16 protein-coding genes and 1 tRNA gene are annotated in these 17835 nt (G+C 35.2%); 10 read left to right on the top strand and 7 right to left on the bottom strand.

The annotated features are described in order from the left end of the window. Positions 1-135: 135 nt before the first annotated feature. Positions 136-1662 carry a hypothetical protein gene (locus ACEN2F_RS02525; protein ID WP_441735637.1) on the bottom strand — a complete coding sequence of 509 codons (1527 nt, stop codon included), beginning with the start codon at positions 1660-1662 and terminating at the stop codon, positions 136-138. Positions 1663-1777: 115 nt separating this feature from the next. Between ACEN2F_RS02525 and ACEN2F_RS02520 the strand changes: the two genes are divergently transcribed. The 4 genes from ACEN2F_RS02520 (at position 1778) to ACEN2F_RS02505 (ending at position 4209) form a co-directional block, all read left to right on the top strand. Then, entirely contained in the window at positions 1778-2215 is a 438-nt protein-coding gene (locus ACEN2F_RS02520) for a PaaI family thioesterase (RefSeq protein WP_441735634.1), read from the top strand. Continuing rightward, the gene (locus ACEN2F_RS02515; protein ID WP_441735632.1) at positions 2215-3291 is read left to right on the top strand and encodes a chorismate-binding protein; all 1077 of its coding nucleotides are present in this window, start codon (positions 2215-2217) and stop codon (positions 3289-3291) included. Before ACEN2F_RS02520 ends, ACEN2F_RS02515 begins: the two co-directional genes overlap by 1 nt. Positions 3292-3342: 51 nt before the next feature. Then, positions 3343-4059 (top strand): bacillithiol biosynthesis deacetylase BshB1, encoded by a 717-nt coding sequence (gene bshB1 / locus ACEN2F_RS02510; protein WP_441735629.1) that lies wholly within the window; start codon positions 3343-3345, stop codon positions 4057-4059. Between the two features lie 74 nt (positions 4060-4133). Continuing rightward, a tRNA-His gene (locus ACEN2F_RS02505) sits at positions 4134-4209 on the top strand. A gap of 133 nt (positions 4210-4342) precedes the next feature. Here the strand turns inward: ACEN2F_RS02505 and ACEN2F_RS02500 are convergent. Continuing rightward, complete coding sequence (locus ACEN2F_RS02500; RefSeq protein WP_441735626.1) at positions 4343-5548, bottom strand: aminotransferase class I/II-fold pyridoxal phosphate-dependent enzyme; 1206 nt, start codon at positions 5546-5548, stop codon at positions 4343-4345. A gap of 285 nt (positions 5549-5833) precedes the next feature. On the opposite strand from ACEN2F_RS02500, the gene ACEN2F_RS02495 reads away from it, so the two are divergent. The 3 genes from ACEN2F_RS02495 to lpdA all read left to right on the top strand — a co-directional run bounded on the left by ACEN2F_RS02495 (position 5834) and on the right by lpdA (position 8595). After that, positions 5834-6292: an Lrp/AsnC family transcriptional regulator gene (locus ACEN2F_RS02495; protein WP_441735624.1), complete on the top strand. Its 459-nt coding sequence runs from the start codon at positions 5834-5836 to the stop codon at positions 6290-6292. Positions 6293-6348: 56 nt separating this feature from the next. Further along, the gene (locus ACEN2F_RS02490) at positions 6349-6513 is read left to right on the top strand and encodes a hypothetical protein (RefSeq protein WP_441735621.1); all 165 of its coding nucleotides are present in this window, start codon (positions 6349-6351) and stop codon (positions 6511-6513) included. Between the two features lie 678 nt (positions 6514-7191). After that, complete coding sequence (gene lpdA, locus ACEN2F_RS02485; protein WP_441735619.1) at positions 7192-8595, top strand: dihydrolipoyl dehydrogenase; 1404 nt, start codon at positions 7192-7194, stop codon at positions 8593-8595. A gap of 73 nt (positions 8596-8668) precedes the next feature. Here the strand turns inward: lpdA and ACEN2F_RS02480 are convergent, their stop codons facing one another. Together ACEN2F_RS02480 and ACEN2F_RS02475 are read right to left on the bottom strand one after the other, a co-directional pair. Further along, positions 8669-9049 carry a DoxX family membrane protein gene (locus ACEN2F_RS02480; protein WP_441735616.1) on the bottom strand — a complete coding sequence of 127 codons (381 nt, stop codon included), beginning with the start codon at positions 9047-9049 and terminating at the stop codon, positions 8669-8671. 128 nt (positions 9050-9177) lie between these two features. Beyond that, positions 9178-9489, bottom strand: a complete 312-nt coding sequence (locus ACEN2F_RS02475; RefSeq protein ID WP_441735614.1) for a hypothetical protein — start codon at positions 9487-9489, stop codon at positions 9178-9180. Between the two features lie 143 nt (positions 9490-9632). Between ACEN2F_RS02475 and ACEN2F_RS02470 the strand changes: the two genes are divergently transcribed. From ACEN2F_RS02470 to ACEN2F_RS02460, 3 genes are read left to right on the top strand one after another with little or no spacing between them, the layout of a single operon-like run. Next, entirely contained in the window at positions 9633-10919 is a 1287-nt protein-coding gene (locus ACEN2F_RS02470; protein ID WP_441735611.1) for an anthranilate synthase component I family protein, read from the top strand. A 27-nt stretch (positions 10920-10946) separates the two neighbouring features. Beyond that, positions 10947-12257: a tRNA lysidine(34) synthetase TilS gene (gene tilS, locus ACEN2F_RS02465; protein WP_441735608.1), complete on the top strand. Its 1311-nt coding sequence runs from the start codon at positions 10947-10949 to the stop codon at positions 12255-12257. Further along, on the top strand, positions 12257-14293 hold the full coding sequence (locus ACEN2F_RS02460) for a cytochrome c biogenesis protein CcdA (protein ID WP_441735605.1): 2037 nt from the start codon (positions 12257-12259) through the stop codon (positions 14291-14293). The genes tilS and ACEN2F_RS02460 overlap by 1 nt, the downstream gene beginning before the upstream one ends. Before the next feature lie 169 nt (positions 14294-14462). Here the strand turns inward: ACEN2F_RS02460 and ACEN2F_RS02455 are convergent, their stop codons facing one another. Genes ACEN2F_RS02455 through ACEN2F_RS02445 form a run of 3 tightly spaced genes read right to left on the bottom strand, consistent with a single transcriptional unit; the run spans position 14463 to position 17831 of the window. After that, positions 14463-15536 (bottom strand): alanine/ornithine racemase family PLP-dependent enzyme, encoded by a 1074-nt coding sequence (locus ACEN2F_RS02455; RefSeq protein ID WP_441735602.1) that lies wholly within the window; start codon positions 15534-15536, stop codon positions 14463-14465. Continuing rightward, positions 15536-16687: an alanine racemase gene (gene alr / locus ACEN2F_RS02450; RefSeq protein WP_441735599.1), complete on the bottom strand. Its 1152-nt coding sequence runs from the start codon at positions 16685-16687 to the stop codon at positions 15536-15538. Before alr ends, ACEN2F_RS02455 begins: the two co-directional genes overlap by 1 nt. Continuing rightward, entirely contained in the window at positions 16677-17831 is a 1155-nt protein-coding gene (locus ACEN2F_RS02445) for an amidohydrolase (protein ID WP_441735596.1), read from the bottom strand. The genes alr and ACEN2F_RS02445 overlap by 11 nt, the downstream gene beginning before the upstream one ends. Between the last annotated feature and the right edge of the window lie 4 nt (positions 17832-17835).

The following is a 17835-nucleotide window of genomic DNA, read 5'->3' as shown; positions in this document are numbered from 1 at the left end:
TAAAATAGAGTCGATTTATTAAATAAAAATTTTATAAAACTACTATTTTAATTGGTCTACAAGTTTACCAAATAGTTAATTAAACAATGTTTTTTTGGTGATTTCAGATTGTAATGTATTGTCCTTAAGCGTTGTTTATTTTGGAAAAACTTTATTTTGATAGGCACCTAAATCTGGCGGTAAACTCCTAGTGGTTCCTATAATATCAAACGGAATCAGGAACGCCGAATTCCCTTTTGCGAAAGCAGAAGAAGTTTCGTCAATATTAAACTTATTCTTAGCTACTGAAAAGAATTTGGGATCCTTGTTCAATAGTATAGCATTGTAATGTGCCGTGTCCGTATTAAATTGATAGTCAGGATTTGCCGTGATTTGATTGGACATATTATCAAATTTGATTAGGCAATTGTTGAATTGGTATTCAAAAGCAGCTCCCGTTTTTTTGGTTAAACTCATTTCGTTTGAATAAGAACCATAAATAATACAGTTGTTGAAGGTTGCAGCGTTTAAATCTTTCACTTCCGGAATGGCTCCCAAAATATAATTGCTTACCAAAACTGATACTTGTTGCGAACTGTTCCAGCTATTGTTGAAGGTGGAATGGGTAAATGAATAATTTCCGCCATACGTGCAGGCCAAACTGGCTAATCCTGCATTATTGATGACTATATTTTCTCCATTTATTTTAGCGGTCTGCGCCAAAATTCCGTAGGTGCTGCTGTTGTAAATTTGGGTATTTTTGATAGAAACCGTAGTGCCATCGTTGTTTTGAACCAGTAATCCAATAGTTGCATTTTTAATCGTAAGATGATCAAAAGTGTTATTCGTACTGCCATCAGTAAGCCAAATGGTTCCCCATTGTCCTGGGACATCTGAAAAATTAGTTTCTAAACGGTCGCCTTCAAAAATAACTTCGTTTTCTAGTTTATCCGTTGTTGAAAGGGTTCCATTAACTCGAATCGAAGCTTTATTGGCTACAATTAGCCCAGAATTAGCATGAAAATGAACTCGGGTTCCCGCCTCAAAAGTGGCCGTTTTATTCGAAGGAACTGCTGCACATCCATAAATCACATACGGTTTGTCATTGGTAAATTGCAATTCATTTCCGTTTATTGGATCGTTTTCATCCAGATAAAAACCATCTATTTTTTCATTTCCAATGGGCAGTGCTTCAGTGGCTCCATCAGCAAAACGCTTTGGATACAAGAAAACAGCGTCTTGAATCAGCGTAACCAGTTCTACATTTTGCAGGTTTTCGCCGCTGTCAAACTGAATTTGATCGGTATATAAAAAATCGCTTGTATTAGCATCAGCACTATTAGCAGTAGTTTCTATAAAAATATACAAACTGTCTTTGGATAAAAGGTCCACATTGTTGAAAATTTTCCCTTCTGTTCCCTGCATTCCATCAACGGTCATTCGGTATTTAGAACTTAATCCTTTTCCTAATTTAATACTTGGAATGGTAATGTCGTTTTTACTTTTGTTGTACACTTTGAGTCGGTACGTACTGGAACCTATGTTTGAGAAAACAGTGTCGAGATAAATAGTGTCTTTGGAAAACGCTAAATCGCCTGTGCTGGCTACGGTCTCAAAATCAGATCGACAGGAGCAAATAGAAAGTACTATTCCAATAAAAAGTAAGACTATTTTGAGGCGCATCTCGTTGTATTTTTTGTAAAAATAGGAAAAATCTATTTTCGAAATCAGAATAACAATTGTAATTATTGTTTTGTGACTTATCTTTTATTTAATTTTACATTTTTAAAGCAAAAATATGACATTCGACAAAGAAAAAATACTTCAATATTGCAATCACGTTTCTAAAAACACTTTAATGCAAACGTTGAATATTGAATACACGGACGCAGGAGAAGATTTTTTAGTAGCAACAATGCCCGTGAATCCGTCAGTACATCAACCAATGGGATTGTTGCATGGCGGTGCCTCAGTGGCTTTAGCAGAAAGTGTGGGAAGTGCAGCTTCTATGCTTTATGTGAATTCTGAAGTAAGTGAAGTGCGTGGAATCGAGATTTCAGCCAATCATTTGAAAGCAAAACGGGACGGAATTGTAACGGCAACCGCACGAATCGTGCATAAAGGACGAAGCATTCATCTTTGGGAAATACGAATTACGGATGAAAAGAATAGCTTGATATCGCTTTGTAAATTGACAAATATGATTTTGCCAAAAAGAAAAAGCGAGAATAAATAATGGAAGCAATTAGAGCTAAATCCCAAAAACAGTTTCAGGAAAAATTACCTTTTGTTTTGTACTTTAAGCCTGATTCAGCGGAAGTAACTGGTTTTTTTCAGCAGAACGACACCTTGTTTTCAGTTGTTGATTTCTCAGAAAAAGGATTTGTTTTATCTTCTTTTGATGGAACCAAAACGTATCTTATTCCTGAAAATGAATCGGAAGTCTTGCGCTTTACTTTGGAAAGAAAAGAAACGGCAATTGCTGAAAATAATTTTGTAATTGCTGATACCGCAGCTAAAAATGATTTTCAAGCTTTAGTTGCCAAAGGGATTCAGTCTATAAAAAACAATGAATTCAAGAAAGTAGTTCTATCTCGAAAGGAAATGGTCGAAGTAGCGGATTTTGATTTACTTTCTACTTTCGAGAAATTAGTTCAGCTTTATCCTTCCGCTTTTGTGTATTGTTTTTATCATCCAAAAATTGGGATCTGGTTGGGCGCAACGCCCGAGCAATTGCTAAAAGCAACTGATACTGTTTTTGAAACGATTTCGTTGGCGGGAACACAAAAAGATGTGGGTTTGTTGGAAATTATTTGGAACAAAAAAGAAAAAGAAGAACAACAATTTGTAACCGATTATATTGTTTCAAAACTGGAAAGTGTGGCTTCTGAAATCAAAATAACAGCTCCTTACAGTATCAAAGCAGGAACTATCTGGCATATTAGAACGGATATATCAGGACGTTTGAATTCCGATTCCAGCTTGCAAAAAGTAATTCAGTGGTTGCATCCCACACCGGCTGTATGTGGGTTGCCAAAAGAACGTGCAAAAGCTTTTATTTTAGAAAATGAGAAGTGTGACAGGAGTTTTTATACTGGTTTTCTTGGGGAATTGAATAGCAGTTTTACGACCAAGGGTAAAAGTTCTGATTTGTTTGTAAATTTGCGCTGTATGCAAATTGAGGTTGATTCGAATAGCACAGCAGCTAAGGCGTATTTGTATGTGGGTTGCGGAATCACGAAAGACAGTGTTCCTGAAAAAGAGTGGGAGGAAAGCGTTCATAAATCGATGACGATGAAAAAAGGATTGTAAATAATAGGGAAGGCGTCTTAGCCTAACCTTAAATAAATAAAAAACAAAATAATGAAACTAGATATATTGGCTTTTGGTGCGCATCCTGATGATGTAGAGTTGGGTTGTGCAGGAACCATTTTAAAAGAAATTTCTTTAGGGAAAACAGTCGGGATTATTGACTTGACACGCGGTGAATTAGGAACACGTGGTTCGGCTCAAATTAGGGATCAGGAAGCAAATGCTTCTGCAAAAATACTAGGTGTTGCGGTGCGTGAAAATCTAGAAATGCGGGATGGGTTTTTTGTCAATGACGAAAAACACCAATTGGAAATTATAAAAATGATTCGTAAGTACCAGCCGGAAATTATTTTGTGTAATGCTATTGATGATCGCCATATTGACCATGCTAAAGGAAGTAAATTAGTGTCTGATGCATGTTTTTTATCTGGGCTAATTAAGATTGAAACTACCTTAGATGGAGAGAAGCAGTCACCTTGGAGACCTAAAATAGTCTATCATTACATTCAATGGAAAAATATTGAACCAGATTTTGTGGTTGATATTACTGGTTTCACCGATAAAAAAATTGAAGCAATTTTAGCCTACAGTTCTCAGTTTTATGATGCCAACTCAAAGGAGCCAGAATCGCCTATAACTAGCAAAAACTTTTTGGAAAGCCTTAATTATCGCTCCAGAGATTTAGGAAGGATTGCAGGACTCGATCATGCAGAAGGTTTTACTGTTGAAAGATATTTGGCAGTCAATAGCTTAGCAGATTTGATCTAATTTTCATGTATTTTTTTGAAAAAAAAATTTGCAGAAGTAAACTTATGTCGTATATTTGCCACCGCGAAGCAAATGGTGGTTGTAGCTCAGTTGGTTAGAGCATCGGTTTGTGGTACCGAGGGTCGCGGGTTCGAGCCCCGTCTCCCACCCAGAAAGCAAAAGCTTCGAAGAAATTCGAAGCTTTTTTTGTGTTTTCTATTTTTCGTAAAAATTAGGATTCAGCAGCAATGCATTTGCAATCCAGAGGTAAACTAAACTGCAAGTGTTCCACTACAATTACTCCCTATTTCAACACATTCAATTCCATCATACAGGCTTTCATACTTTGATACGTTCTTTCAATATCATTGTCTAATCCTATAGAAAACCGAATCAAACCGTCTGTCAATCCCATTTCAATTTGTTCCTCCATAGGAATTTCGCTGGAAGTTGAGGTTCCAGGCGCGCTGAACAATGTTTTGTAAAATCCTAAACTCACCGCCAGATACCCCAGATTTTTAGCCTGCATCAATTCCATTAAGGCATTGGCTTTTTCCAAAGTTCCAACATCCAGCGTCATCATACCGCCAAAACCATATTCTGGATTAATCATGGTTTTATAGATCTCATGACTCGGATGGCTTTTTAATCCAGGATACACCGTTTTGAGTCCGTCTTTTTCAAAACGTTCCGCCAGATACATCGCATTATGGCTGTGTTGTTTCATCCGGATATGGAGTGTACGCAAGTTTTTCATCACACTGGCTGATCGCAAACTATCCATTGTTGGCCCCAATAACATGCTTGCGCCACTGTTTACATTTTTTAAACTATCAATAAATTCCTGAGAGGCACATGTTACTCCGCCCACCGTATCGCTGCTTCCGTTGATGTATTTCGTTAAACTGTGAATCACAATATCAGCTCCTAATTTAGCAGGAGAAACGGATAGTGGCGAAAAAGTATTATCAATCACAAGCATTAAATTGTGTTTTTTTGCAATTTTTGATAATCCTTCAATATCAGCTACTTCCAGCAAAGGATTACTCACCGTTTCGCAGTACAAAACTTTAGTTTCAGTAGTAATTGCTGCTTCTACAACGGCTAATTTTGTGATGTCAACAAAAGTGGTTTTGATGCCTAATCTTGGCGTGAAATTCTTTAGGAAAGCGTACGTTCCGCCATAAATTGTTCTGCTGGAAACAATATGATCACCGGAACCGCACAATTGCAGTAATGTAGGCGTAATGGCTCCCATTCCAGATGCCGAAACGTTTGCTGTTTCCGTGCCTTCCATCGCTGCCAGGGCTTTGTCTAAGTACAAATTACTCGGCGAGGAATGACGTGAATACAAATAACAGCCTTCCATATTGCCTTCAAAAGTATCGAACATCGTTTTTGCCGATAAGAAAGTGTAGGTTGAGGAATCAGAAATTGATGGATTCACACCACCAAATTCACCAAAGTACTGTAAATCCTGAATGTTGTCTGCGGGATTGAAATTTTTCATAAGCTATTGTTTAATCGTTTGTTTAGGAGCTATTTCCAGCTATTCACTCTATCTTTTACTTTTTAAATAAAAAAGTAAAAGGATGCCGTTACTATCTGGGCTAGGATATTCAGTTACGTCAAGAAATCCTATTCAAAATAAAATATTTTAAGATTCAAAATCAATAGTGTGTCATTATATTAGATTTTAAAACTAGATAATCTTAAATAATTAATTTTTTTTGCTAAATTAGTTCCGTTAACAGGATTTTTATAGATTATCTATCAATTTGAAATTTTCAAGACAATGGCATTAGACGCAACAGATAAAAAATTGCTTTTTTTATTACAATCAAATAGTAAGAAAACAACCAAAGAATTATCCTTAAAACTCAATCTTTCCGTCACTGCCGTTTATGAGCGCATTAAAAAACTAGAACGAGAAGGAATAATTGAAAAGTATGTCGCGCTGATTAATCGCGCCAAAGCCGAAAAAGGATTTGTGGTTTTTTGTCACCTCAAACTCATTCAGCACACCGTCGACTTTATTGCTAAATTCGAGAGTGATGTAACAAAAATAAAGGAAGTAATTGAATGTTATCACGTGAGCGGTGACTATGATTATATACTTAAAATTGTAGTAAAAGATATGGAAGCCTATCGGGAGTTTTTAGTGACAAAACTCACCACATTACAACATATAGGAAGTACGCACAGCACATTTATGATTAGTGAAGTAAAGAGCACGACCGTTGTTGATATATAAATGTTGCTTATTTTAGTACCATTAAATAATTAAATTTAGAATAAATCAACTGTCCCATGAAAACTAAAGAAATTAGAGAAAAGGGTATCGTGAATTTTGGTAAACTGATGCAGAATGATTCAAAATTAGTCGTTTTGGAAGGGATATTTGACGCTATTTTAAACAAAGAAAAATCTTGCTTAGTTTTGAATAATCAGTATCAAAAACTAGAAGAAGCCTGAAACGCATACTTTTCCGAGAATAGCTCATCAACTTCTTGGGAAGATTTGGAGAAGCGATTAAATGCTAAACATAGTTTTTAAAATTGTTATTTCAAAATTAGCAGAAATAGAAATAATTGAGGCTATTGAATTTTATGAAAGTAGAAAAAAGGGATTAGGCAAAGTTTTTTTTGCTTAAGCAATAAGAATAAAACAATGTTGCATTTTTTTACCATATAAGCCATGTAAGTTTAAGTTTCGATTGTTTTAGCCTTATGTAACTATAACAATCATAAGGTCATTTAAGGTTTAATTCTTATATGACTAATATGTTAAATATTATTTCACTCCTTTTTTAGTATGACATTAAATAGTTTCAACTACTTATCTTAAAAGATATTTAAAATATTAAAAATGAATCCTGAACTTTTTCCACTAAATAAAGAGCCATTTTTCAGAGTATTATCCCTTAAAAAATTCCCTTTTGTAATTATTTATGAAGTATTTAATGATAAAATTATTATTTACTTTGTTTTCAATACTTATAGAGATCCTTCTAAAAAGCCATAAATAATTTTTAGATGGATATTTGGTTATGTCATTCTCTTAATAAAAAAACCTTCTGAATTAAACTTCAAACAAAACTTAATTCCTTAATTTTGTGGAACATTTTATAAAAACACAATAAAAAAACATACTATGAGTTCATTTGACGTAGTCATTATAGGTTCTGGACCAGGCGGATATGTATCAGCAATTCGATGTGCACAGCTGGGTTTCAAAACAGCAATTATCGAAAAATATTCTACTCTTGGAGGAACTTGCCTCAATGTAGGGTGTATTCCTTCAAAAGCATTGCTTGCTTCTTCCCATCATTACAGTGAAATTGCACATTTTGCAGATCACGGAATTGAAGTTTCCGGTGAAGTAAAAGTAAACCTTGAAAAAATGATTGCTCGTAAACAAGCGGTCGTAGATCAGACTTGCAGTGGAGTGAAATATTTGATGGACAAAAATAAAATTACAGTTCTGGAAGGATTGGGTTCATTTGTTGATGCTACGCATGTTGCGGTGGCAAAAGCAGACGGAACTTCTGAAACTGTCGAAGCCAAAAACATCATTATTGCTACAGGTTCAAAACCATCTTCTTTGCCTTTTATCAAAATAGATAAAGAAAGAATCATTACTTCAACCGAAGCTTTGAAACTTAAAGAAGTACCAAAACATTTAGTAATTATTGGTGGTGGAGTTATTGGGATCGAATTGGGTCAAGTGTACTTGCGACTGGGAGCACAAGTTTCTGTTGTAGAATATTTGGACAAAATTATTCCTGGAATGGATGCTTCATTGTCTAAAGAATTGACTAAAGTATTAAAAAAACAAGGCATGAAATTCTACGTTTCACATAAAGTGAAATCCGTAGAAAGAAATGGCGAAGGAGTTGTTGTTCAAGCTGAAAATGCAAAAGGAGAAACAATAACACTTGAAGGAGATTATTCCTTAGTTTCTGTGGGACGTCGTCCGTATACTGACGGATTGAATGCTGATAAAGCAGGCGTGAAAATCTCAGATAGAGGAATGGTTGAAGTTAATGATCATTTACAAACTAATATTCCAAATATTTATGCCATTGGGGATGTAGTTCGTGGAGCAATGTTAGCGCACAAAGCAGAAGAAGAAGGTGCAATGGTGGCCGAAATATTAGCAGGTCAAAAACCTCATATCGATTATAATTTGATTCCCGGAGTTGTTTATACTTGGCCAGAAGTGGCTGCAGTAGGTCAAACAGAGGAGCAATTAAAAGCCGCTGGAGTAGAATATAAAGCGGGAAGTTTTCCTTTCAAAGCTTTAGGACGCGCAAGAGCTGGTGGAGATTTAGACGGATTTGTTAAAATTCTGGCTGATGCAAAAACAGATGAAGTGCTGGGTGTTCACATGATTGGAGCTCGTTGTGCGGATTTAATTGCTGAAGCTGTTGTTGCAATGGAATTCAAAGCCTCTGCAGAAGATATTTCAAGAACCTCACACGCACATCCAACATTTGCAGAAGCAATCAAAGAAGCAGCATTAGCCGCAACTGAAAATAGAGCATTGCATGTGTAAATAAAGAATAAATTTTTGATTTGAATAAAACCCGCTTTTGAGCGGGTTTTGTTTTGTTATAAAGCACGCCTAGTTAGTCCTTGGCCACAAATAAACTTTTATAATTGTTCCAGTGGTTGAAAATCAAAAACATATTCCCCAAAAATAAGAAAAGGGCAATTGGGATCCCCGAAGGAGACAAGAAAAAATTAATAAATAAAATGTTGATGGTTATTGGTAAAATTAAAATACTGGCAAGAGTAACGTAACGACCAGTTACAAATGCTAATCCACAGAGTAATTCTATTGATTTGGCTAATGGCAAGATGTAAGTTGAGGCAACTAAACCCACATTGAAAGCTTTGAAATTTCCCGTAGTTTCTGGTTCTGGTGCTAGTTTTAGAAAAAAGCTAATAGAAGCATAGAGCAATAGAAGTCCAATTAAAGTTCGGATAATAATGGTTGCAATTTTCATAGTAGTTTGTTTTAGAGGTTACATATCAGATAATTATTATTTGGAAATACATTTTTCATTTCGGTACATAATTTTCCATTGATGTTCGTCTAAAGTGGATAAACTATGTTCGTACATCGATCCAGAAACTAATGGATCCATATCAATTGAACGGCAGCGCCAACTACAGTTTTGGTAATTTCAGTTGCTTGTTTCTTATTGTCACTATTTGGTGTCTTTGTTACTTTTTGAGTTTTATAAGTGTTACAAATTGCTTTTTGGGTAAAGTTTTGAAAACGTTGCTTAATGAATAGCTTCACAAAAATATTTGGTACAATAATCATTCGAGCGGTTTGATCATCAATAAAATTTAGAAGGAAAGAAAATCCAGAATCAGAAAAAAAAGCAATCCACTTTCTTTGGTTTTTAACAGCTAAAATGAGCATTTTTTTTGAAGCCATAACGAGAATGATTTAATGATTGAAAAAATCTAAAATTGATCACGCACTATCAAATTTACAAAAAAAATAAGCTAATTTTAATAAATTCTGTTATTGAAGGTTTGTTTTTTGTTGTAGTTTTGAATTTTAAACACCACTATTTTTTGAGAACTTCCATTTACAAGTCTATTTCTGATCCAAAACTGTTCAAACAACAACTTTTATTTTGGTCTCAACAGTTTCGAGAAATCATTTATTTGGATAGTAATGATTATCCGCAAAAGTATTCCAGTTATGATTGCGTTCTCGCAGTAGATGCATTTACTTCAATAAAAACAGATTATCACAATGCTTTTGAGGATTTAAAACAATACCAACAAAGTACCAAAGATTGGCTTTTTGGTTATTTGTCTTATGATTTGAAAAATGATATTGAGCAGTTGCAATCTAATAATTTTGACGGATTAGAATTTCCAGATTTATATTTCTTTCAGCCTAAAAAGTTATTTTTATTGAAAGGAAATCAGCTTGAGATTCAATATCTCAATATGTGTGATGATGAAGTGGAGCTGGATTTTGAAGAAATAAGTATTCAGTGTTCAGTGTTCAGTAATCAGAATTCACAAACAGCCATTCAACAACGAATTTCGAAAGAGAGTTATCTTGAGAAGGTTTCAAAAGTCTTGGAACACATTCATCAGGGCGATATTTACGAAGCCAATTTTTGTATGGAGTTTTTTGCTGAAAACGCAACGATTCATCCAATTGATAAATTTATAAAACTCAACGAAATTTCTCAGCCTCCATTCGCAGTTTTTTTTAAAAATAATAACCATTTTTTACTGTCTGCAACACCGGAACGTTATTTAAGGAAAGAGGGAGAACTGATTATTTCGCAACCGATTAAAGGAACGGCGAAGCGATTTTTAGATGCAGTTGAAGATGAGCAATCAAAAACACAATTGGCTTTAGATCCAAAAGAACGATCTGAAAATATTATGATAACGGATTTAGTGCGTAATGATTTATCTCGAACGGCACAAAAAGGATCCGTTGAAGTGCAGGAGTTGTGCAAAATTTATTCTTTTTTACAAGTGCATCAAATGATTTCTACCATAACGTCAAAATTAGAGGCTCAATATTCGGTAATTGATGTCTTAAAAACCACTTTCCCAATGGGAAGTATGACCGGAGCACCAAAGATTTCGGTGATGAAAATCATTGAACAATTGGAAGAAACAAAACGCGGATTGTATAGCGGTGCCGTTGGTTATTTTACACCAAATGGAGATTTCGATTTCAATGTGGTCATCCGCAGTATTTTGTATAATCAACAAAAAAAATATGTTTCTTTTTCAGTTGGTAGTGCCATCACTTCGCTATCCATTCCTGAAAAGGAGTATGAAGAATGTTTGCTTAAAGCTAAAGCTATGCGCGAAGTTTTAAGCTAAATCAAAATGAATTAATTAAATTTGGACATGCTACAGAAATTTCAAAACCATCTTCTTCACAATTTCCAGTTCTTGAGCGGAAAAAAAATCCTCCTTGCTACAAGTGGAGGGAAAGATAGTATGGTAATGGTACATTTATTTCAGCAGTTGGGTTACACAATAGCAATGGCACATTGTAATTTTCAATTGCGCGGTATGGAAAGTTTTGAAGATCAAAATTTTGTTCAGGAATATGCCGTTACAAATAATATTTTAGTGTTTATCACACAATTTGATACTAAGGCTTTTGCGGAAGATTATAAAATTTCTACACAGGTTGCAGCCCGTGAGTTGCGTTACAATTGGTTTTATGAATTATTGGAAACTGAAAATTTCGATTATATTTTAACGGCACATCATGCTGATGATAATTTGGAAACGTTTCTAATCAATCTGGGTCGAGGAACAGGATTGGAGGGTTTGATAGGGATTCCGGTACAAAACGAAAAAGTAATTCGTCCGCTTTTGGCATTTAGCCAAGAAGAAATGAAAGAATATGCTGCGTTAAATAACATTCTGTGGCGTGAAGACAGCAGTAATGCATCCGATAAATACCTTCGGAATAAAATTCGCCATCATCTCGTTCCAATGTTAAAGGAATTGAATCCTAATTTCCTTTCATCGTTTCATAAAACGCAAACGTATTTGCAAGAAGCGCAAGTCATGGTTGAAGATGCTTCGATTATGATTTACCAGCAAGTTGCGAGCCAAGAGCAAGAAACGATCTATTTTGATTTAAAAAAGCTAAAAAAATTACCCAATTACAAATCGTATTTGTACCAATGGCTGAAAGAATTTGAGTTTTCGGCTTGGGATGATATTTATGATTTGGTCGAAAGCCAATCAGGCAAATACGTTTTGTCTCCGGAATTCAGATTATTAAAAGACAGAGATTCTTTAATCCTAAGTCCGATAAATTTCGTAAATGAAAAGGAGGAATATTTTATTGCTGAAAATCAAAAAGAAGTTAATATTCCCTTAAATCTTACGTTTTGCAAAGTAGCCGACATTAGTATCGTTTCAAATAAAACTATCTTTGTGGACGCTGATAAATTAAAATATCCATTGATTTTGCGTCAGTGGAACGAGGGGGATAGTTTTCAACCTTTTGGTATGAATGGCAAAACCAAGAAAGTAAGTAAGCTTTTTAAAGATGAAAAATTATCTTTGTTACAAAAAGAAAATACATGGCTTTTACGTTCGAATGATCAAATTGTTTGGATTGTCGGTATTCGTCAGGATGACCGTTTTAAAATTGGCAAAACAACTAAGAATATACTTAAAATACAATTAGAATAATGAAGAAACTACTATTTATACTTATTGCTTTTTTGGCTTTTGCCAATGGTGACGCTCAAATTCTTGATCCTGCCAAATGGACTACTAAAATAGAAAAAAAATCAGACACTAATTACATTCTTACTTTCAATGTTGTCATAGAAAATGATTGGCATTTGTATTCTCAATTTACTCCCGATGGAGGGCCGTTGCCGCTTGAAATTAATTTTAAAAATCAAAAAGGAAATTTTAATTTAGTTGGCAAAGCCAAAGAAAGCAAAACAAGAACTGCCTTTAATGATATATTTGAAGTGAACGAAACCTTTTTTGAAAAGAAAGGTCAAATCCAGCAGGAAATTACCCTAACAAATTCAAAGCTAACTGAAATTAAAGTTGATTTTAATTATCAGGTATGCAAAGAGGTTTGTATTAATATAGAGAAGAATTTCACGTTGTCGATTCCTGTTATTTCTAAAACTTCGTCAGTAGCAATAGCAGCAGCAAGCAATCTAACAACAACTGACTCTGTAAAAAGCGATACCACAGTATTACAAACAGAAGCTGCTAAGCCGCAAATTGCAACTTCTGATAAAGTTGTGCCTTTAGATTCTGAACCCGCAACTAAAAGAGGGTTATGGTCTATTTTCTTGATCGCTTTTTTGTCTGGATTTGCCGCATTGCTTACGCCTTGTGTCTTCCCGATGATTCCTATGACCGTAAGTTTTTTTACGAAACAAAGTAAAACAAAAGCAAAAGGGATCAGCAATGCCATTATTTATGGAGTTGCCATCATATTTATTTATGTAGTTTTAGGCTTTTTAGTGACATGGATTTTTGGTGCCGATGCGTTGAATGCGTTGTCCACTAATGTTTGGTTTAACATTATTTTCTTTGTTTTATTAGTAACATTTGCGGCTTCATTTTTAGGTGCTTTTGAAATCATGTTGCCTAATTCTTGGGCAAATAAAGTCGATAATCAAGCTGATAGAGGTGGAATAATTGGAATTTTATTCATGGCTTTAGCTTTAGCAATTGTTTCCTTTTCATGTACCGGACCTATAGTTGGAACGCTTTTAGTAGAAGCTGCTTCTAAAGGGGGAATTGCTCCAATCGTAGGTATGTTCGGTTTTTCATTGGCTCTAGCCTTGCCATTTATGTTATTTGCTATGTTCCCGGGTTGGTTGAATTCATTACCAAAATCAGGTGGCTGGTTGAATACCGTTAAAGTAGTTTTAGGCTTTTTAGAATTGGCTTTGGCATTCAAATTTTTGTCCAATGCGGATTTGGTATTGCAATTGCATTTCTTGGAAAGAGAAGTTTTCTTGTCAATTTGGATTGCTATTTTTGGAACATTAGCCTTTTATTTATTCGGCAAAATTTCGTTGCCGCATGATAGTCCAATGGCACATATTTCAGTAGGAAGATTGTCTTTTGGATTAGTAGTTTTGGCTTTTACCATCTATTTGATTCCTGGAATTTGGGGAGCACCATTAAAATTAATTTCTGGTTTCCCGCCTCCAATGACCTATAGTGAAAGTCCGTACGGAGTAGGAAATTCAAAAGGTGGTTCGAATGCATCAGCTCAAATTTTGCCGGAAGGCGCGCATTTAGGTCCACACGATCTTGTTGCTTTTGACGATTATGAAAAAGGATTGGCTTATGCCAAATCAGTAAACAAGCCTATTCTACTTGACTTTACAGGATATGCTTGTGTAAACTGCAGAAAAATGGAAGATTATGTTTGGTCTGATCCTGCGATTTTAAAAATATTACAAGAGGAAGTGGTATTGATTTCTTTGTATGTTGATGACAAAAGAGAATTGCCAGAAAGCGAGCAATATGTGTCTAAGGAAACGGGTAAAGAAATTGTAAGTGTGGGGAATAAATGGAGCGATTTTCAAATCACAAGATACAAAGCCAATGCGCAACCGTATTACATTGTTTTAGATGTAGAAGAAAACATGTTGTCTGATAAACCGGAAAGTTATAACTCAGATATCAATGCCTACAAAGGGTGGCTGAGAGCTGGAATTGATCGCTTTAAAAAAGTTGAATAAATGGTATATCCGGTGAAAAATACTGGATCACATATAAAACACAAATTGCACTACTTTGCACGAATCAGATCGTGGAAAGTAGTGCAATTTGTGTTTAAACCAGACACATAAGCGCTATAAATAATTGTTGAGTGCGTTATTTCATTGAGGTAAAATATACTGCTGTCTTTTATTCAATAATTTTTTCTATGTAATCAGAATTTAAAAGATACAAAGCACCCATATATCGTATTTGAAAAGCAACTAAATCTCCTATTTTGTAAGTCTTTTTAGAATTAGAAATATCGATAACTAACATATCAGAACTGGCATCTACAATACTAATATCTTCATCATCGCATTCGATGTATTGGGGTTGCATGTCTAACAAACCTATATCCAGTATGGCTCTAAGGGAGGTAATTCCCAGATCAGTAACATCATCCATGGAGAAGGAATTTCCGGCTACATTCTCTCCTAATTCACCTGTTGGCGTATTTGGCTTTTCGGTAATTTCGATGATTTCAGCATATAATTTGAAAACATCATGGTGCATTCCTTCGATGGTATTTCCTGTAAATAAATCTTTGCCGAAAAAAAGCGCTTCTCCTATTCGGAAATGATTGACCGCCATTGGTCGGGCATTTTTAAGGAGTAGCGGTACCGTAACAGAGGTTCCTCCTGAAACGAACGGAATACTAATATTGAATTTAGCTTCAATGAGCTGTTTGTATAAACTTAACTGGATTAGCTTGTCCTGCGTTGGCATTACACCACTAAGGCAATTAAAATTAGTGCCAATTCCAGAGATCTCAATATTCGGCATTTTTAAAATAGTACCATAAAAGGCTATTAATTCTTCACCCATAACACCTTCACGAAGATCACCCATTTCAATCATAATGATGATTTTATGCGTTTTATTTTGCTTTACTGCTTCATCCGAAAGTAATTGGATGGTGTAGATTTCAGTGTTGAAACTAATATCAGCATACTTAACAATGCTTTCAATACTTCGTTTTGCTGGGGGTTTTATGTAAACGGTTTGGATTTCCGGATCTAATGCTTTAATTTTTTTCAAATTACTGACTCTGGAATCATGCATTTCCCGTACTCCCAAAGCGATTATTTCTTTGAGATAAATTTTATTTCCACACAATAGTTTAGAAACCACCCCCCATTGGATGTCTCTGGACTTAAAAATAGTATCCAGAAAAGCATAATTTTCTTCTAGTTTTTTGCGATATAATTTTATAAAGGCCATTATTCTATAATTTTTCGTGGGATTGTTTTAGAAATCCGAGTTAATAATTCATAATTGAGTTGGTTGCTAAAGTCACTAAACGAGGCAACTGAAACCGATAGTTCTTTTTGGGTCCCTATCAGGACCACTTCATCTTCTTTTTTTGCTATCTCGATATCAGTAATGTCAACGGTCATCATGTTCATATTTACCGAGCCCACCACAATGCAGCGTTGTCCATGAATAAGGACACGTCCTTGATTGCTTAATGACCTACTGTATCCGTGGCAATAGCCAATAGGGATGACAGCAATTTTCATTTTTCTTTTGGCCATAAAACTGGTTCCATAACCAATGAAATCACCAATATTTACTTTTTTAACGCTCATTATAGTGCTTTTCCAAGTGATAACACGTTGCAGTGGATCTATTTTGTTCTTTTTAGAATTGAGATAGGTAACAAATACTTCGGGACTGGACCACAATCCGTATTGCATTATTCCGATGCGCACCATATCCATTCTGGTTTGCGGAAACATTATTGATGCCGCAGAACAAGCAGAATGTTTTATTTGTGGCTTCAGGTCATTTTTACAAAAAAACGTATAAATTTCTTCAAACTTCTTGATTTGCTGGTCAACTCTATAGTAATTAGTTATACTTTCGGCACCGGCATAATGCGTGCAAAGCCCTTTGAAAGTTAGATGTTGTTTTTCTTTTTTTAATAAAGCCATCACTGCGTTGAGTTCATTTTTATCAAAACCGGTTCGATTCATTCCTGTTTCAACTTCAATGTGTAGAATTGCTTTTTTGCCGAGTTTTTTTGCTGTTTTGACAGCTTGTACAAGTCTACTTTTATCAAAAACATAGAATTCAACATTATTTTTTATGACCCATTCCATATCTTCATCCTGAACGAGTCCCATTATCATAATAGTTGCTTTATTTTGTAATGTGTTTTCCACAACTTTAGCTTCCTGAACATCAAAAACCGAAAAGTGATTTACGCCACATTGAAAAGCCATAGACACAAATTCTTGAACGCCATGACCATAAGCATTTCCTTTTACGACTGAGGAAACCAGTACTTTTTTTCCAAAAGTCTTTTTTAGAAAGTCGATGTTGTTTTGATACGCGGAGCGATTAAGCTCTATAATTGAGTTAGTGTGCATTTGTAATTTGTTTGCTGATGTGATAAAAAACGGAAACTCCAGTTGCAATTATTTCGTCTGGAAAATCATAATCAGGATTGTGCAATGCAGGAGTGTTTACTCCAGATCCTAGTCCAAACATGGCGCCAGGATAGTGTTGTGTGAACAAGCCAAAATCTTCACCCCAAGTAAACGGTTTTTCTTTTTCGAATAGCTCAAAACCATTGATTTTTGCTGCTTTTTTGATAAATGTTACTGCAGTTTTGTCATTTTCATTTGCTTGAAAACTTTGTGTCCAACTGGTTTTACACTTCAGTTGATGCACTTTTGCAATTGATTTGGCTAAATTTTCTAAAGCGAGTTCTATCTTTCTCATTTGCAAATTACTGTCGCTACGTACCGTAAAATGAATTTCTCCTTCACCAGCTGCCACGCCATAGGCTTTACTACCTATTTTAGTATAAATAGGGGTAATCAGACAATAATTTTCTTTGGAAATATCCAATTGATTATTGGCATCAAATTGATTGATAATAGCGGCTATTGCCAAGGCAGGGTTTATTCCTTTTTCGGGCTCACCTGCATGGGCTGTTTTGCCTTTTAATTTTATGATAATGCTGTTTACTGCGCAGGTAAAAGTTTCGTTTTTCACTACAATTTGATTTATGGGAAACCCCGGCAAATTGTGCAGTGCAAAAACATAATCGGGCTGAAATGCAGCAAATTTGGGATCCAATAATACTTTTTGAGCTCCACTACCATCTTCTTCAGCGGGTTGAAACAACAAAATTACAGTTCCTGATTTGGGTTTGTTCGTGTGCAATTCAACAGCTAAACCGCAGAGAATAGCCATATGGCCATCATGACCGCATTTATGCGAAACACCATTAAAAATGGAGCGATGTTCAAAACTATTAGTTTCTTCAATTGGCAGAGCATCCAGTTCGCATCGAAATAACACTGTTTTCCCAGTTTTTTTTCCTTTATAAATAGCAACTACGCCAGTTGTTCCTACTCCGGTAATCAATTCATCAGGAGGATAATTTTCTAGAAAAGAAATGATGCGTTTGGATGTTTCAATTTCTTTTCCGGAAACCTCAGGGTGTTTGTGTAATTCCTTTCGCAACCGCACAAGTGAATCGATATACTGTTTTGAATTTTCCATTTTT

Source organism: Flavobacterium sp. W20_MBD1_R3 (assembly GCF_052119725.1).
Taxonomy (GTDB): Bacteria; Bacteroidota; Bacteroidia; order Flavobacteriales; family Flavobacteriaceae; genus Flavobacterium.
Note: the sequence above shows the minus strand (reverse complement) of the source record. Positions and strands in the feature narration are given on the sequence as shown.

Bases quoted from the DNA above. Each gene is read 5' to 3' on its own strand.
- ACEN2F_RS02525 (WP_441735637.1), bottom strand. From the start codon at position 1,662: ATGCGCCTCAAAATAGTCTTACTTTTTATTGGAATAGTACTTTCTATT.
- ACEN2F_RS02520 (WP_441735634.1), top strand. From the start codon at position 1,778: ATGACATTCGACAAAGAAAAAATACTTCAATATTGCAATCACGTTTCT.
- ACEN2F_RS02515 (WP_441735632.1), top strand. From the start codon at position 2,215: ATGGAAGCAATTAGAGCTAAATCCCAAAAACAGTTTCAGGAAAAATTA.
- bshB1 (WP_441735629.1), top strand. From the start codon at position 3,343: ATGAAACTAGATATATTGGCTTTTGGTGCGCATCCTGATGATGTAGAG.
- ACEN2F_RS02500 (WP_441735626.1), bottom strand. From the start codon at position 5,548: ATGAAAAATTTCAATCCCGCAGACAACATTCAGGATTTACAGTACTTT.
- ACEN2F_RS02495 (WP_441735624.1), top strand. From the start codon at position 5,834: ATGGCATTAGACGCAACAGATAAAAAATTGCTTTTTTTATTACAATCA.
- ACEN2F_RS02490 (WP_441735621.1), top strand. From the start codon at position 6,349: ATGAAAACTAAAGAAATTAGAGAAAAGGGTATCGTGAATTTTGGTAAA.
- lpdA (WP_441735619.1), top strand. From the start codon at position 7,192: ATGAGTTCATTTGACGTAGTCATTATAGGTTCTGGACCAGGCGGATAT.
- ACEN2F_RS02480 (WP_441735616.1), bottom strand. From the start codon at position 9,049: ATGAAAATTGCAACCATTATTATCCGAACTTTAATTGGACTTCTATTG.
- ACEN2F_RS02475 (WP_441735614.1), bottom strand. From the start codon at position 9,489: ATGGCTTCAAAAAAAATGCTCATTTTAGCTGTTAAAAACCAAAGAAAG.
- tilS (WP_441735608.1), top strand. From the start codon at position 10,947: ATGCTACAGAAATTTCAAAACCATCTTCTTCACAATTTCCAGTTCTTG.
- ACEN2F_RS02460 (WP_441735605.1), top strand. From the start codon at position 12,257: ATGAAGAAACTACTATTTATACTTATTGCTTTTTTGGCTTTTGCCAAT.
- ACEN2F_RS02455 (WP_441735602.1), bottom strand. From the start codon at position 15,536: ATGGCCTTTATAAAATTATATCGCAAAAAACTAGAAGAAAATTATGCT.
- alr (WP_441735599.1), bottom strand. From the start codon at position 16,687: ATGCACACTAACTCAATTATAGAGCTTAATCGCTCCGCGTATCAAAAC.
- ACEN2F_RS02445 (WP_441735596.1), bottom strand. From the start codon at position 17,831: ATGGAAAATTCAAAACAGTATATCGATTCACTTGTGCGGTTGCGAAAG.